14 protein-coding genes and 1 pseudogene are annotated in these 14,451 nt (G+C 48.9%); 6 read left to right on the top strand and 9 right to left on the bottom strand.

Annotated elements, in window-relative coordinates; genetic code table 11:
* Positions 1 to 66 precede the first annotated feature (66 nt).
* From C1752_RS25190 to C1752_RS25200, 3 genes are all read left to right on the top strand, one after another.
* On the top strand, positions 67 to 780 hold the full coding sequence (locus C1752_RS25190) for a site-specific integrase (RefSeq protein ID WP_110988811.1): 714 nt from the start codon (positions 67 to 69) through the stop codon (positions 778 to 780).
* Positions 781 to 962: 182 nt separating this feature from the next.
* Entirely contained in the window at positions 963 to 1,580 is a 618-nt protein-coding gene (locus tag C1752_RS25195; RefSeq protein WP_110988812.1) for a nucleotide-binding protein, read from the top strand.
* The gene (locus C1752_RS25200) at positions 1,564 to 2,334 is read left to right on the top strand and encodes a ParB/RepB/Spo0J family partition protein (RefSeq protein WP_110988813.1); all 771 of its coding nucleotides are present in this window, start codon (positions 1,564 to 1,566) and stop codon (positions 2,332 to 2,334) included. Before C1752_RS25195 ends, C1752_RS25200 begins: the two co-directional genes overlap by 17 nt.
* 61 nt (positions 2,335 to 2,395) lie before the next feature.
* On the opposite strand, the gene C1752_RS25205 is transcribed toward C1752_RS25200, so the two are convergent.
* Complete coding sequence (locus C1752_RS25205) at positions 2,396 to 2,689, bottom strand: hypothetical protein (RefSeq protein WP_110988814.1); 294 nt, start codon at positions 2,687 to 2,689, stop codon at positions 2,396 to 2,398.
* Between the two features lie 107 nt (positions 2,690 to 2,796).
* On the opposite strand from C1752_RS25205, the gene C1752_RS25210 reads away from it, so the two are divergent.
* Entirely contained in the window at positions 2,797 to 3,585 is a 789-nt protein-coding gene (locus C1752_RS25210; RefSeq protein WP_110988815.1) for a RecB family exonuclease, read from the top strand.
* A gap of 111 nt (positions 3,586 to 3,696) precedes the next feature.
* On the opposite strand, the gene C1752_RS25215 is transcribed toward C1752_RS25210, so the two are convergent.
* On the bottom strand, positions 3,697 to 4,539 hold the full coding sequence (locus tag C1752_RS25215) for a hypothetical protein (protein ID WP_110988816.1): 843 nt from the start codon (positions 4,537 to 4,539) through the stop codon (positions 3,697 to 3,699).
* Between the two features lie 233 nt (positions 4,540 to 4,772).
* Between C1752_RS25215 and topA the strand changes: the two genes are divergently transcribed.
* Positions 4,773 to 6,929: a type I DNA topoisomerase gene (gene topA / locus C1752_RS25220; protein WP_233501885.1), complete on the top strand. Its 2,157-nt coding sequence runs from the start codon at positions 4,773 to 4,775 to the stop codon at positions 6,927 to 6,929.
* A gap of 270 nt (positions 6,930 to 7,199) precedes the next feature.
* On the opposite strand, the pseudogene C1752_RS25230 reads toward topA, so the two are convergent.
* From C1752_RS25230 to hoxU, 7 genes and pseudogenes are all read right to left on the bottom strand, one after another.
* Positions 7,200 to 7,911 (bottom strand): annotated as a pseudogene (locus C1752_RS25230) (IS6 family transposase).
* Between the two features lie 192 nt (positions 7,912 to 8,103).
* On the bottom strand, positions 8,104 to 9,561 hold the full coding sequence (locus C1752_RS25235) for a Ni/Fe hydrogenase subunit alpha (protein ID WP_110988817.1): 1,458 nt from the start codon (positions 9,559 to 9,561) through the stop codon (positions 8,104 to 8,106).
* Complete coding sequence (locus tag C1752_RS25240; protein ID WP_110988818.1) at positions 9,561 to 10,187, bottom strand: CBS domain-containing protein; 627 nt, start codon at positions 10,185 to 10,187, stop codon at positions 9,561 to 9,563. The genes C1752_RS25235 and C1752_RS25240 overlap by 1 nt, the downstream gene beginning before the upstream one ends.
* A gap of 36 nt (positions 10,188 to 10,223) precedes the next feature.
* Positions 10,224 to 11,651 (bottom strand): DUF8173 domain-containing protein, encoded by a 1,428-nt coding sequence (locus C1752_RS25245; protein ID WP_110988819.1) that lies wholly within the window; start codon positions 11,649 to 11,651, stop codon positions 10,224 to 10,226.
* 102 nt (positions 11,652 to 11,753) lie between these two features.
* Positions 11,754 to 12,311, bottom strand: a complete 558-nt coding sequence (locus tag C1752_RS25250) for a CBS domain-containing protein (protein ID WP_110988820.1) — start codon at positions 12,309 to 12,311, stop codon at positions 11,754 to 11,756.
* A gap of 54 nt (positions 12,312 to 12,365) precedes the next feature.
* The gene (locus tag C1752_RS25255; protein ID WP_110988821.1) at positions 12,366 to 12,911 is read right to left on the bottom strand and encodes an NADH-quinone oxidoreductase subunit B family protein; all 546 of its coding nucleotides are present in this window, start codon (positions 12,909 to 12,911) and stop codon (positions 12,366 to 12,368) included.
* Positions 12,911 to 13,633 (bottom strand): bidirectional hydrogenase complex protein HoxU, encoded by a 723-nt coding sequence (gene hoxU / locus C1752_RS25260; RefSeq protein ID WP_110988822.1) that lies wholly within the window; start codon positions 13,631 to 13,633, stop codon positions 12,911 to 12,913. Before hoxU ends, C1752_RS25255 begins: the two co-directional genes overlap by 1 nt.
* Positions 13,634 to 14,031: 398 nt before the next feature.
* On the opposite strand from hoxU, the gene C1752_RS29780 reads away from it, so the two are divergent.
* Entirely contained in the window at positions 14,032 to 14,163 is a 132-nt protein-coding gene (locus C1752_RS29780) for a hypothetical protein (RefSeq protein ID WP_274704540.1), read from the top strand.
* Positions 14,164 to 14,451: the final 288 nt, after the last annotated feature.

Here is a 14,451-nt window from a genome sequence, read left to right on the forward strand (position 1 = left end):
CCACGACATCAGGTTTTAAGTACACTAGTTGGTAGTTGTACAAACTACCAACTCTTAGGTGAGATCATGAAACCGAATGATACTGGGCATCGGAGAGATCGGCAGGGACAGGCGACGGCCTTCAAAACCCCTGAACCCGTTCTGTTCTTGATCGATATGATTGAGGGTGACCAGAATCAGTTGATGGCCCACTTTGCCTACTATGGCTGTGCTCGGATAAATGCGGTGACGTGGCTGCAGGCGGAAGATGTTCAGGGGGATATCATTCGCTTTCGCAAGGAGCACAGTAAGACAGCTGCTTATCACACGCTGAAGATGGCGGCGAGTTTGAAGCAGGTGTTGGAAGCCTATGATTTGCCGGAAAGGGGGTATCTGTTTCCGGCTAGAAGGGGAAATCGACCGAAGAAGCATTTCCGTCAGCGGTGGGTGGAGGGACAACGAGTCTCTGAGGTGAGCGGGAAGCGGGTTTGTCCAGTTAGGAGTACTCAAGGGTTTGATAAGGCTTTAGGAGTGGCTGTGAGACGTATATTAACGGCAGAGGACTCTGGGATTGATGAGGCGATCTCAAGGGTGCCTGAGGTGGCGAGGGTGGGCAGGCAAGCTTTCTTTGGGGTCAGCTCTCATTCGTTTAGGCGATCTATGCTGCAATTCTTATTTTATACAAAGGGGTGGGAAGCGCCTAAATGCATGGCAATCTCAGGGCACAAGAGTTTGGATGCTTTCTATCGGTATATTGCTTACGAAACCCAGGCGGCTCAGAGTGAATATGCTTTGATCTGATTTGCTGAAATGCAAGGCTGGATTGAGGAGATCGCGGAGATGGATGAGTGCTCAGTTTAGTAATATTTAAGGTTGCAATTTCATATGCTTTGGCAAAATAATGAAATATTTTTCTGACATTCATTCAAAGTGTTACTTTAGTTCGTAATAAGCCTCTAATCTTTGATTATCCATATACAACAATGCCTACAACAATAGCAATTGTGAGCCGCAAAGGTGGAGTAGGCAAAAGCACACTCTGCTCCAATCTGGCAGTTGCTGCCCGTACATCCACAATTATTGACTGCGACGATCAAGCATCACTCGCGGACTGGGGAGATCGTCGCACAAGCAAGAATCCATCAGTCATTTCTGTTCCCGCAAAAAGAGCTACGGCTACTCTCAAAAAAATTAATACCCGCTGGAATTTCATCGATACACCAGGGACACTAGACGCTAATGTGATTGAAGTTATGCAAGCGTCAGATTTTGTCTTAGTTGTGCTGCGATATGGACAATTTGAGCTTGATTCCATTTCCACTACACTCTCTGCAGTCAAGTTAATTAACCGCCCTGCAGCAATTGCTTTGAACCTATTGCACCCCAATACGAACGCTAAAGCCCTGATAGAGAGTATTGAGGAAGCTCAATTGGGCTTTCCTATCTGCCCCGTGGCTATCTGCAACCGAGCTAACTTCCAAGCTGCTGCAATCGAAGGGCTAGGGGTGACTGAAGAATCAAAGGACACAGCCGCCGCTCAAGAAGTATCTGGCCTCTGGTCCTGGATGAAAAAGGAGATAAAGAATGCCTCGTCGAGCTGATCTAAGTAAAGCCAAAACTAGGTCTTCAGATCCCGCAGTAGCTAAATCAATCCTTGAACAACAGACTCAAGACAACATATATATTCCATTGAACAAAATTGCCTCTAGACCCACTGGTGACACTAGAGGCCTAAATGATGGACATATATCAGAATTAGTAAATAGCATTTCAGTCATTGGCCTGATCACCCCATTAACCATTGACAAGAAGCATCAATTATTAGCAGGTGCTCATCGGAAGGCAGCCTTACATAAGCTTTCCCAGAATAGTCCAAAAAGATACCACGAACTCTTCCCCGAGGGAGTCCCAGTCCGCATCATGGACATTGATTCTGACATTGACACTGTCAACGCGCTTCAGATAGAAGTAGAAGAAAACACTCAACGAAGAAACTATACAGCATCTGAGATCAAAGACGCAGCTCGCAAGCTTGAAGAAGCTGGCTATGAGAAACTTCGCGGACGTCCTGCCCAAGGCCAAAAATCTCTTAATAGAGAGCTAATGTCTGTATTTCGACTAAGCAGAAGGCGTATCACAGATATTCTTAATGAAGAGAAAGAAGAAAAGATAAGTGCGCAGGGGTGCGCACTTATCAATGAACTGAGAAACTACCTCAAAAAAACAGAGAAGATCTATGAGAGTATCGATCCTGAGGCTTCAAGCAAAGAGATTCAACGAGTGGAGAAAGACTTAGGAAAGCTTGTAATCAGCTTGAAGAAAGCTATAAAAAGTGAAGAGAATAGAACAGACTAAGCAAAGCATTTTGGATGCCAGTTATCAATGACTAGGCCAGCACTGCAGATATCAAAATCTTTTACTCTTCCTTTCCCAAATAAACAGAGCGATGCTTTCTACCATCCCAATAGCGCAGATAGCGATAGGGTCCACAACCCCTGATATATTTCAGCTCGATGTAACCCTGCTGATTAAGGGGCCTTCCATACTCATCTCGCTCAGCTCCATTTGTATCACTGCTATCTGAATCCCGTTCTCTAAGTACAATCTCAAGCCCAGAGATTAAAGATCGCAAATCAGCATCAGAGAGCTTAGAAGCATCTTTAAGCAACTGCTGAATATTCGCCGTTTTCTTTGGAGACTTCCGAGTCATTGTATTAGGGTACAATTTAACTTCCATATTTGTACCCTAACTTTCTGCATTCCTGCCCTTGAAGGTAAACAACGCGAGATAATACGAGTACCTTCTCTTTAAAGCCTATGGCTTACCCCATCTCAGCAACTCGACTGAAGCTATACAAGAGTTGCCCCCAGTCCTACTACTTCCGCTATGAGCGGGGACTAAAGGAACAGTCAGCCTTTGGCTCTCCTGCACTGGGCAAAGCTGTCCATGCAGCTCTCAAAGATGTCTACGAGCAATGGAACTATGCCTATCCCATTCCCAATCTCGAATGGTTCTCTCAGTGCTGGCAATCGCACACTGTTGACTTAAAAGCGAATCAAGTAGACGACGGTTGGCGGATGCTGCAGAAGTACTACGAAAGGTATGTTGAACCCTTACCCATGTTGAGAAAGCCATTAGGGGTAGAGAAGTCTATTAAGGGTTCTTTCCGAGTCGGTTACTACGAGTTTGTCATTAGGGGCCAATACGATCGTCTGGATTATGTCGAAGATGGCTTAGAGCTGATTGATTATAAGACCACAAAATTGGTTAGCCCACCGGATGCTGTGGATATCCAATTGGGTCTCTACGATTTACTTCTCAAACAAACCTATCAGCAGGCTCTCCACAAGCTCAGTCTCATCTACCTACGGACGGGTGAGAAAGTCACCTATGAAGTTACTCCAGAGCATCGGAAGGAATCAAAGCGTTTAATCGAAAAGCTGGCGGTTAGCCTACAAAAAGAGGATGAATGGCGACCGAAGAAAGGAGAGCAGTGCGCTCGCTGTAGCTACGCCCGGTATTGCTCTGAAATGGAGGAGGTACCTGAACCACTACCAGTGACAGCCAGAAAACCTAAAGAGATGCAGCTGCTGCTGCCGTTTTGAGAAGAAGGGATGAATATCTTGATTCGTACTTTTACACAAATAACTACCCCGGCTTTCTTGTATTGAAAGCCGGGGTAATTCTGAACAACTAGCAATGAACTAACTGGATGTCTAGCTTTTTCGCCAGATTGCGGCGTATCTAGCTTGGCCATTGACCTCATAGCCACTCACATGAGTCAGCCGATATCCTTGGGAAGTCAATTGATTAAAGGTCTGCTGATACTGAGCTGAACTAAGGCCATGACGAGCTTGCCAAGGAGATGAGCCTCCTTTGACCCACAGTGCGGCATATTTGGCTATGCCGTTGACCTCATAGCCACTGACAGTACTTAGCCGATAACCCTGAGAGACAAGGCTGTCGAATTTAGCCTGATACTGAGAGGAAGTCATTCCATGATGAGCTTTCCATTGAGCATTGCCACCCTTGCGCCAGATTGCGGCAAATCGGGCTTTGCCGGCCACGTTGTAAGCACTGACGTGGGTGAGGCGATATCCCTTGCCCACTAGGACATCAAACGTTTGTTGGTATTGGGAGGCGCTCATTCCGTGACGAGCTTGCCAAGGTGTTGTACCTCTACGTTTTTGCCACAGGGCCGCATAGAGTGCTTGGCCGTTGGATTCATACCCACTGACGTCAACGAGCTGATAGCCTTGGCCCACATATTGATCAAACTTCTGTTGGTATTGGGCCGAGGTCATCCCGTGCCGTGCAACCCAGGGGACTGAACGACCTTGGGACCAGATGGCTGCATATTTTGGTTTGCCATTGATGCTGTATCCGCTGACATCTGATAAGCGATAGCCTTGGCTGACATACTGGTCGAACCGTTGTTGATATTGGGCTGAGGTCATTCCGTGACGGGCGGCCCAGGTCGCGGCTAACGCGGGACCACACATCAAGGCGATAGCAGTCGTGGCCAGAAGTGGCTTAACTAATATTGATAGTTTTTTCATGATGTTATTTCTCATAAATATGTTGTTTGAAGATCTACAACTCAAACAACGCCCCTTTCTTTACACTCACTAAGTTAAGTGAATGGCTTGGTGCGCCTGATGATGTGGGTCACGTCTGGCATTGATAGTCATCACTTCGGTTTAATTTGGAGGAATATATATCAACCCAATACATTTGATGAAATAATCAAATCCATTGAATGCTGCTTCAGGTTATGGCAAAGCTAAAAGTCATGAAACTCCTGATTGTTGAGTCCCCCGGCAAAATCAAGAAGCTCAAAGGCATCCTTGGCAGTGACTGGATAGTGAAGGCCAGCGTGGGTCACATCCGTGAACTGGCAAACGATGGTCAAGACTCCCTTGGCTTTGAGCTTGGACTTCATCAAATTGACTGTCGCTATATTCCCCGCAGCCCTCAAGCAAAACAGACGATCTCTGACCTACGAGCTGCGACCAAAAAAGCCAAGCAAGTCTTCCTCGCCACTGACCCCGACCGCGAAGGGGAAACAATCGCTTGGCATCTCCAAGATGCATTGCACCTCAAAAAGGCTCAACGCGTTGTCTATACCGAGATCACAGATCGGGCTGTCAAAGCGGCAGTTTCTAATCCCAGACCGCTCAATCAAGCTCTTGTCGATGCGGGCCGATGTCGGGACTGTCTGGATAAATTAGTCGGCTATCGTGGCTCACCCCTGGTATGGCGCTTGAACAATGGCGCAAAAAGTGTGGGCCGGGTCCAATCTGCCACCCTTCATCTGATCTGCCAGCGAGAGAGAGAAATCCAGGCTTTTACACCGCTGGATTACTGGTCTGTTTTTGTTGACTATCAGGAAGGCTTTCGAGCTTTTTATCACGGATCTAGTTCACCCTCAGATCAGGCACTATCGAGTATTGATGATGCGGGTGCCTCAGTCGTCACTCCAGAATCAACCAGAGTTTTGAGTGAAGCTGAGGCAGAACGCATTGTAGATATTGCTCAGGAAGAGAGTCACACCATTGAACAAGTAGAGGGAAAGCTCAGCCCCAAGCAACCCCCAGCTCCGTTTATTACCTCTAGCCTGCAGCAGGCGGCAGGGTCACGTCAGAAACTCAGCCCAGAGCGGACGATGGAGGTGGCTCAAAAGCTCTATGAGAAGGGTCTGATAACTTACATGCGGACGGATTCAGTGCAGCTCAGTTCTGAATTTTGCCAAGCGGCCCGCAGTTGGTTGCAGGCGAATGACTCGGAGAATGTCCCGCAGAAGGTGGCAAAGCAACGGAGTAAGAAGGGTGCTCAAGAGGCCCATGAAGCGATTCGACCGACTGACCTAACCAAAAGTTCTGCGGGCCTAAAGCAAGAGCTGCCTGAAGATGAATTCAAGCTGTACGTTCTCATTTGGATGCGGGCGATCTCGTCGCAATGTAAACCGGCTCAGATTCGGAAAACGAAGGTCTTGATCCGGTCCGGTCTAATCCAATGGCAAGCCAAAGGGCAGGTGGTGGAGTTCAAGGGCTACAGCAAGTATTGGCAAGACATCAGTGCCGACAAGCAACTCCCTGTTCTCCAGGATGGTCAGCAGCTTCAGATTCAGCAGGTGGGTCATGAGCAAAAGCAAACGCAGCCACCGTCCCGCTTTACGGAACCGAAGCTGGTACAGATCATGGAGAAGAAGGGGATTGGTCGTCCTTCTACCTATGCACCCACAATTAAGACCCTGAAACTGCGTCAGTATGTGGAGGTGCTGAAGAAGCAGCTGCAGCCGACGACAATGGGGCTAGAGGTAGATGAGTTTATGGGCAAGGCGCTCCCAGAATTGCTCGAAGCCAAGTTCACGGCTCAGATGGAAGGGCAGCTTGATCTAATCTCGGAGGGGAAGCAAGACTGGCAGCAGTATCTGATCGGTTGGAATCAGAACTATCTTGAACCAGCTTTGGGTAAGGCGGTGAGTACTCTACCTGCACCAAAGCCAGGGCAATACCCGGAAAGGAAACTGCATAAGTCGCGGACAAAGTGCCCGCTTTGTAATCAGGCATTGTCAAAGGTGCCGACCAAGAACAAGAAGGTGAAGAAGGGATTTTTCCTGAAGTGTCAGCAGGGATGTGAGGCCGAACCGGGTAAGGAGTTAGTGATGTTTTGGAATAGCCGGGATAAGGCTTGGCAGCAACCGGCAAGCTCGGGGAGCAGAGAGGGACTGAAAGCACCGAAATTAACCGAGTATGTTTGCCCAGCCTGTGACCTGAAGCTGGAGGAATACTTTTACACGAAGGAGGGACAGCAAAAGTCATTGCTGCGCTGTTCGAGTGCTGCTGCTAGGGAGAATCGAAAGCACAAAGATGTGGTTTACTTTCAATCTAAAGGGGCTTGGTGGTCCCCTAAGTTTGGGGTGCTGGGAGAGGATGCCGAGCGATGAGGTGCTGGCGAACCCAGATTCAAGGTACAGATACAAAAGACGATGAGGATCAGGTTTACGGCTGATGGAGCTTGAGATGCTATCTATCCCACACTGATCTAGAGAGCACTGTGTCAACCTACACATGGCAATGGCATGGTCAAACAATCAACGTTGCCAGTAAAACCCTTGGCTCTGATCTATCGGTCCTCCTGCTGCCGGCATTGACAACTTAACTACTTGTCAACAAATAGAGGCACTACTTTCCGACGTTTGGTTCAGGCTGGAGATTTATGCAGCAGCATTCAGACCTGTTAGCTCACGCCAGCTTTCAAAACGCTGACTCATTGCTTCGCTAAATTCAGGTGCTGGCAGGTGCTGGTAATTGATGTTGAAAGGGGTGAAAGTGTCCTCGGATGGGTTCAAAAGCAGATAGAAAGCGTTGAGCATGACCTGGGGATTTGAAGCGACCCATCCGCCTCTCTCGTACTCTTGTCGGTCGATGTGAGTTCTCTGCCCTGTTATTCAATCCCTTATGCTGTCTATGATCTACTCCCTTAAGAATCTTCTTCTTTGCGGCACCATAGCTCCCGAGTTTGTCGGTGATCAACACTCTAGGTGGAGCCGCTTGAGGTTTCAGAAGTTTTCGGAAAAACTTGTCGGCAGCAGCTTCATTGCGACGACTCTGCATCAAGATATCAATCACTTGGCCATGCTTATCGACCGCTCGCCACAAATAGTATTTCTTGCCTTTTATTTTGATGACAACTTCATCAAAATGCCACTTGTCAGAAGGTTTGGGGCGACGGCGGCGAATCTGGTTAGCATAGGCTTGAGCGAATTTCCGGCACCACTTTCGGATCGCGTCGTAAGTAACCTCAATGCCCCGGTACATAATCATCTTCTGGATATCTCTGAAGCTCAGGGGGAAGGTGTAATACAGCCAGACGCAGTAGGAGATAATCTCGGCAGGGAATCGATGTCGTTTGTAGGAAATGCTCATCACCTAAGCGTGTCATAGACTTCGGTGAGGTGCCATACCAGTTAAGTTGTCAATACCAGCGGAAGTGCCAGAGCCGGAGACCGCCAGAAAGCCCAAGGGAATGCAGGTGTTGTTGCCAATATGAAGAGGGTAAAACCATGTGTGATGTACTTAGATAAGCGGTCACAACCTATCATCTAGGCAAAGGAACTCTCAGTCCTTCCAGACTTCACTGAGTAAAACATTGGTTGTTTGATGAATACACTGAATATGTAAAGGCATTTGTCCCATAGCATGGGTTGAGCAACTCAAGCAGGGGTCGAAGGCTCGAATACCCGCTTCTACTCGATTTAGCATCGGTTCTGGGATATCAAAACCATGAATGTAATGACGAGCGATTTGGGCAACGGTGCGATTCATAGCAAGGTTGTTTTGCCCAGTAGCAATAATCAAGTTAACGGTCCTAAGTAAACCAGTCTCGTCAACCTGATAGTGATGAAATAAAGTCCCTCGAGGAGCTTCACTAACTCCAATGCCTTCTAGCTGATTCACATCAGCATGGGCACGCAAATGAGAGTCGAATAAATCTGGATCTTCCAATTGCAGGCTGATTATCTCAATACAGGCCAAAATTTCAATTAGACGAGCATAGTGATAGAAAAAAGAAGAATTGACGGTACCATTACCTCGCTGTCGGAATTCCTCTAGTTCTTGATCAGCGAGGGGAGTGCCGATGCGATCGCAAATATTCAACCGCGCCAGGGGACCAACCCGATACATGCCACTTTCGAGATGACACATGCCAGACTGTTGATCTGGATACCCCAAGGGTCGATAGTAAGGAGATTTAAGATAAGAATCAGGCTGAACCGCTTCACCAATAAACGTCTGGAACTTTGTCGGGTCTAGATGATCAGCAATCACATTCCCGCCACTATCTACAAATCGAAGCGTTCCGCCGTAATGCTCCCAGGTGCCGTCTGCGCTCACTAGGCCCATAAACAAGCTCGGGAAATTACCAAAGATTTTAGCTTCACTAGCGTGCTCATCCAGCAAATCCTTGAAGCGGTTGAGGGTTGAAATTGCGGTCGATTGAACCTCTGGTAGCCAGCCACGGATGAGATCGCAACCTTCCTCCGTGAGCGCTTCCCGGACGCCTCCCGGCACGGCCCAAGCCGGATGTATCTTTTGTCCGCCTAGTTGTTCAATCACTTCTTGGCCGAACTGTCGCATTCGGATACCGCTGCGGGCCAGCTTGGGTTCTGCGGCCATCAGTCCAAAAACGTTGCGCTGAGCCGGATCGCTTTCCCAACCCAACAGAAGGTCAGGACTACTGAGATGGAAGAAGCTGAGGGCGTGGGACTGAATAATTTGGCCGAGGTTCATTAACCGCCGCAGTTTCTCCGCCGCAGGCGGAATTTGGACGGCAAGGATGTTATCTCCTGCCTTAGCTGAGGCCAACAGGTGACTCACCGGGCAAATGCCACAGATACGAGGGGTAATTCCCGGCATCTCCCAGAAAGGTCGCCCCTCACAGAATTTTTCAAATCCCCGAAACTCAGTGACGTGGAAGCGAGCATCAGTTACCTCTCCAGCGTCATCGAGATAAATAGAGATTTTGGCATGTCCTTCAATCCGCGTCACCGGGTCGATGATAATTCTCTTCGCCATCAGCCGCTACACCAAGTATCATACTCACGATCTTTGAAGGCTTCGGGATATTCCTCACAAAACTCTTCAAAGGCTGTTTTCTCTAGGATTTCTGCTTTCTGATAGGCAGCTTCTGCCTCTACCGCATCCACTGCATCCCAAGCCTGACGACAGGCATCGGATGCTGCTCCATTTTGCTTACAGGTTGCCCGTGCGGTAGTCAGCAAAGCCTGAAATTGTTTAGCAAGCGCGTCTTCCTGAGGATTTTCTAAAAAGTCACCCTGATTGAGAATGTCAGTGACCGAAAGAATCCCCAACAGGTTCCATTGGATAATCGGAGCGGTATGAATACCAGCCGATGTCATTAACTTGGCCGCATACTCGACCCCTAACTCAGGATTGAGGACGAGGCAAGGCTTAGTCATAATTTCATAGACCCTGACCTGCCTCGGATTCCGACCCGTGGCCGTGACTTTGGCAACAATATCGAAGGCCGTCACAATGCCGTAGGCATCTTGCTCATGACTTTGATCCACAATTAGAGTATGAATGCCTTTGCGTCGCATTAGGTTTACGGCATCGGAGACCCTGGCGGAACCCGGAATTGTGGCAACATCAGTGGTCATAATTTCAGAAACTTTCTTCATAGTTTATCTTCGATAGCGTTTACAGATGGCTAGGCTCTATCCTTCCAATTGAGCTTGAGCTGGGGGATGACGCTGAGGCAGGTGTGATGCCCCCCATTTCCAGAGCGCTCCTAGGCCCATCAAAATAACGATAAGACTCAAGATGCCTCCCACTAGGGGAATAGCCGTGAGCAGGACCAAAAGAATGAGGCCTACCAGAAAGGACGTGTATCGGCTTGTGGCCTGAGCTGCATGGATTTGCTTGAGCAACCAGTGACCGCCCATGTTGCTGATTACGACCGGGGCAATCAGACTGGCAAAGCTGCCAAATCCGACCAATAGGGCAAGATTCGTGAGTGCCCCCACCCCAAGAACAGGGAAGGCTAAGCCGCTGAGAGTGAAGATTAAGAGGACGAAGAGGAGAGTTGTTAGGGTTGAGATCGCAACTCCAACAACCCCCACAACCAGGCTCGTTACAATCCCCCATCCAAAAGCTTTAATGGGTTGAGTCTGAATACTCTGGGCCAAACCCTGAGTCCAGTTCGGGAACCGCCAGAGCAGGAAACACCCGACTAGACCTACGGTGAGTAACCGTTGAAGCTGTTGAAAAATGATTGCCGTCAAACTAGGAGACGAGGGTTCCCAGTTGGGGAGGGGTTCACGGACAATCGTTCCAGCTACCTGCGCCCCATCACTGATATTGGCATCGGCTTGAGCTTTGTAGGTCAATTGCCCTTTGATTCGTGCAGAATCCGTCAACGTTAAGCCCGCCGCCACATTGGGGCTATCAATAGAGGAACGCGGTGCAAAGGGTGGTCGCCAAGGTTTCTGATCGCCCACGGCAACCGTCATATCTTGACCCACAGTACCGCTCAAGGTCAGTCCTCCGGCACCACCCACAACATGTTGATTAATGGTCCCTGCCAGTAATGTCTGACCACTGGCGAGATTGAGGCTACCGCCAATAGTACTCTGGGGCTGACTTTCGAAGCTGAAGCCTGCTGCAATCACGTCATCGGTAACCTGAGCCTTGTTTTTAAAGAGAAGCGATTGCCCAGCAATCCGAACATCATCTTTGACGATGCCGTTCACGACGACAGACTGCCCTGCAGCGATTAAATCCCCTTCGACATCTCCGTTGAGCGTAATCAGCGCTCCAGCAACAATCGCATCGCCTTTCACGATGCCGTCAATGGTAATCGTTTCCCCAGCGAGGTAAACATCATTATCAACGGTGCCGGTCAGGGTCACGATGTCCCCAGCGGCAAACACATTCCGCTTCAAGGTTCCATCAAGAGTAATCCGGTCTCCGGTGGCGTATAAAGTGTCGGCAATGACCTCCTGCGCACCAACGATGATCTGATCACCGGTCTGAAACTGCGGCGATCCAATGGCTGCGATTGACAGTAAGAACGGAGCAACAAACAAGGATGCTAAAAAGCACAGTATATGTTTAAGGTTTCGCCTCGGCTGCTTGATTTTCATTGGTTATACCCCTCCTGACTATGATCAAGCGGTACGACAATCTGTCTACATAATCTTGAGGTCATCCCGAAAGATGCTCTCTATTCACCGTCCCTCCAAAAACTAAGAAGAGTGAGATAGATTCCTTAACTTGTCTGTTTGAGCTTCGTATTCTTCGACGACATCCCAGACAACAGCGCATTCCTTAGAAATTTGGGTTTGCGAGTCCCCACAGATAATCCGAGCGTGTTGCAAAGCCTCATCAATTTGTTGTGAGAGCTGGTCGTCCTGGCGTTGCTGAGCGATATCAGTCTTAATCACCAAATCAGTGACAGAAATGATTCCGAGCAACCTCTCTTCTTGAATTACTGGGGCGCGTTGAATCCCTGTTGCCGCAAAGAGCTGAGCGACTTCTTCAAGGGTGAGATCGGGGTGAGCGGTGATGCAGGGTTCACGGACAAGTTCTCCAATGCCAACTTGGCTGGGATCTTTGCCCAGGGCCATGACTCGATAGACAATATCACGCTCGGTTACCATGCCGTAGGCTTTTGACCGATCTGAACGTTCAACAATCAACGAACGAACCTTATGATGCTGCATAAGGGCAATCGCCTGGGCCGCCGTTGCAGCATCCCAGATCACAATTACATTTTGGGTCATGATGTCTCTTGCTTTTAGCATGGTTGTTCTCCTCAAAAATTAACTGCAGTCAATTGAAAGCGGTTGTGACCCGACCTAACCGAATTTGATCTGTTCACGTCCCTCCAGGTCTGGAATCTCCCCTCGGAGCAGTGCTTCTAATGCAAACCGAATCCGAGGGGCGGGTGGCGGACAACCCGGCAAATAGAGATCGACAGGGACAACGGTATGCAACGGGCGCACTTGATCAAGCAGGGGAGGCACAATGTCAGAGTCCATCGGGATTGGCGGGTACAGATCTGCGACATCAAAGTAAGAGCGCTGCAGGACAGGCTCTGCTGTCCCCAGAACGTTCCGCAAGGCCGTGACATTGCCCGTAACCGCGCAGTCGCCGAAGGAGATCAGATATTGAGTGCGATCGCGCACCAACCGAATCATCTCCAGATTGTCTTCATTCGCCACCGCCCCCTCGACTAAAGCAATATCAACTCCCTCGGGATACTGTTTAGCATCCATAAACGGACTGAATACTAGGTCAACTTGCTGAGCCAGATCAAACAGCCACTCATCCAAGTCCAAAAAGGACATGTGGCAACCGGAGCATCCTCCGAGCCATACGGTCGCTAACGTTGGTTTTGCCATCATGTTTGACTCACCCATTCCCGTTTCGTCCGAGCGATCGCAAGAAATTCAAGCTGATCGCGATTATGTTCCATTTCACCGACCGTTGACCCGCGATTGAAGATGGCTCCAGTGGGACAGGCGTTGACGCACTTTCCGCAGGAGGTACAGCTTGAGGCTTCCCCCCAGGGTTGATGGAGATCAGTAATCACTTCAGACGCTCGGCCCCGTCCAGCCAAATCCCAGGTGTGAGCACCTTCGAGTTCATCACAGACTCGCACACAGCGGGTACAGAGAATACAGCGGTTGGGGTCTAATCCAAATTGAGCGTGGGAGACATCAACCCTACGGTCGGGGTACTGATAGTCGAAGCGAATGTGATCGATTTCCGTCTCAATCGCAAGATCCTGCAATTCACAATTGCCATTGGAGACACAGACTGAGCAAACATGATTACCTTCTGCAAACAATAACTCCACAATCATGCGTCGATAGTTCTGTAATCGTTCCGTATGAGTTTTGACAACCATGCCTTCCGCCACAGGAGTGACGCAGGCAGGCAAGAGCTTTGAACTCCCGACCACTTCGACTAGACAGATGCGACAGGCTCCAACGGTGGAAACGCCTTCCAGATAGCATAGGGTCGGGATATGAATCCCAGCCGCCTCTGCTGCTTCTAGCAGCGTTTCCTCAGCGCGAGCGCTGATCAGCTGATCATCGATCCTGAGGGTTTTAACGGCCATCGCAGTTCCATCGCTTGTTGACGTGGAGCGTTGAAATTCCGATACCCCTCACACCCATAAGGAGTTGGCTAGAACCATGAATATAGGGAATGCAACGCCCCACCTGTGTTGTAAGTCAAGAGTTTGAGAAACTTGTGAGGTCGGTTGTCTTCAAGGTTGAGTCACGACAAGGGAGCCACTAAGAGATCCATGTAATCTTTCAATTTCACTCTGAGCCAGCGCTGTATGTAGCTCTCAGAATCTACACCACATGATTATTTGGAACACTATTTGAGTATGACGGCAACCGATGTGGATAGCTGAACCTATTGAGGCGGATATCTGGGCAGGTACTCTAAATCGGTCTAGCGTTAGGTTGAAAGAAGTTAAGCACTTATTCCACGGGATTGGAGAATGCTATGGAACCGATTCAACCGACAGAAATCATCGACAAGCATGATGTTTCTCACATTGATCCAGCGAATGTTGCTGGGCTAACCCTTGTACTCTTTTTGATTCCCCTACTCCTGGCGGGTTTCTTTTTACACTAAGGCCCAACAACAAAATAAAATGAAGCATTGCTTTTGAGGTCACTGTTTAACTCACAGTGACCTTTCGCTTTTCCCTGGCAGTACCCTCTGTAACGTTCTCAGCAGCGCCTCAAAAAAATAGAGCCTCTAGCTGACCTTTGATACTCTCCCCAAAACATGATGGTGTTTAGGGTACATCGGAACAGAAAACAACGCTAAGGCTGTAACTTTTTGAGGGTATAGGTTTCAGGCGCTAATTTTCGCATTTTTCGAGGCAGCGAAATTGACACATTCCTTTCTAGGTATAGG

Source organism: Acaryochloris thomasi RCC1774, from assembly GCF_003231495.1.
Classification (GTDB): domain Bacteria; phylum Cyanobacteriota; class Cyanobacteriia; order Thermosynechococcales; family Thermosynechococcaceae; genus RCC1774.

Coding starts and splice junctions, on each gene's coding strand:
- C1752_RS25190 (WP_110988811.1), top strand. CDS start 67: ATGAAACCGAATGATACTGGGCATCGGAGAGATCGGCAGGGACAGGCG.
- C1752_RS25195 (WP_110988812.1), top strand. CDS start 963: ATGCCTACAACAATAGCAATTGTGAGCCGCAAAGGTGGAGTAGGCAAA.
- C1752_RS25200 (WP_110988813.1), top strand. CDS start 1,564: ATGCCTCGTCGAGCTGATCTAAGTAAAGCCAAAACTAGGTCTTCAGAT.
- C1752_RS25205 (WP_110988814.1), bottom strand. CDS start 2,689: ATGACTCGGAAGTCTCCAAAGAAAACGGCGAATATTCAGCAGTTGCTT.
- C1752_RS25210 (WP_110988815.1), top strand. CDS start 2,797: ATGGCTTACCCCATCTCAGCAACTCGACTGAAGCTATACAAGAGTTGC.
- C1752_RS25215 (WP_110988816.1), bottom strand. CDS start 4,539: ATGAAAAAACTATCAATATTAGTTAAGCCACTTCTGGCCACGACTGCT.
- topA (WP_233501885.1), top strand. CDS start 4,773: ATGAAACTCCTGATTGTTGAGTCCCCCGGCAAAATCAAGAAGCTCAAA.
- C1752_RS25235 (WP_110988817.1), bottom strand. CDS start 9,561: ATGGCGAAGAGAATTATCATCGACCCGGTGACGCGGATTGAAGGACAT.
- C1752_RS25240 (WP_110988818.1), bottom strand. CDS start 10,187: ATGAAGAAAGTTTCTGAAATTATGACCACTGATGTTGCCACAATTCCG.
- C1752_RS25245 (WP_110988819.1), bottom strand. CDS start 11,651: ATGAAAATCAAGCAGCCGAGGCGAAACCTTAAACATATACTGTGCTTT.
- C1752_RS25250 (WP_110988820.1), bottom strand. CDS start 12,311: ATGCTAAAAGCAAGAGACATCATGACCCAAAATGTAATTGTGATCTGG.
- C1752_RS25255 (WP_110988821.1), bottom strand. CDS start 12,911: ATGGCAAAACCAACGTTAGCGACCGTATGGCTCGGAGGATGCTCCGGT.
- hoxU (WP_110988822.1), bottom strand. CDS start 13,633: ATGGCCGTTAAAACCCTCAGGATCGATGATCAGCTGATCAGCGCTCGC.
- C1752_RS29780 (WP_274704540.1), top strand. CDS start 14,032: ATGGAACCGATTCAACCGACAGAAATCATCGACAAGCATGATGTTTCT.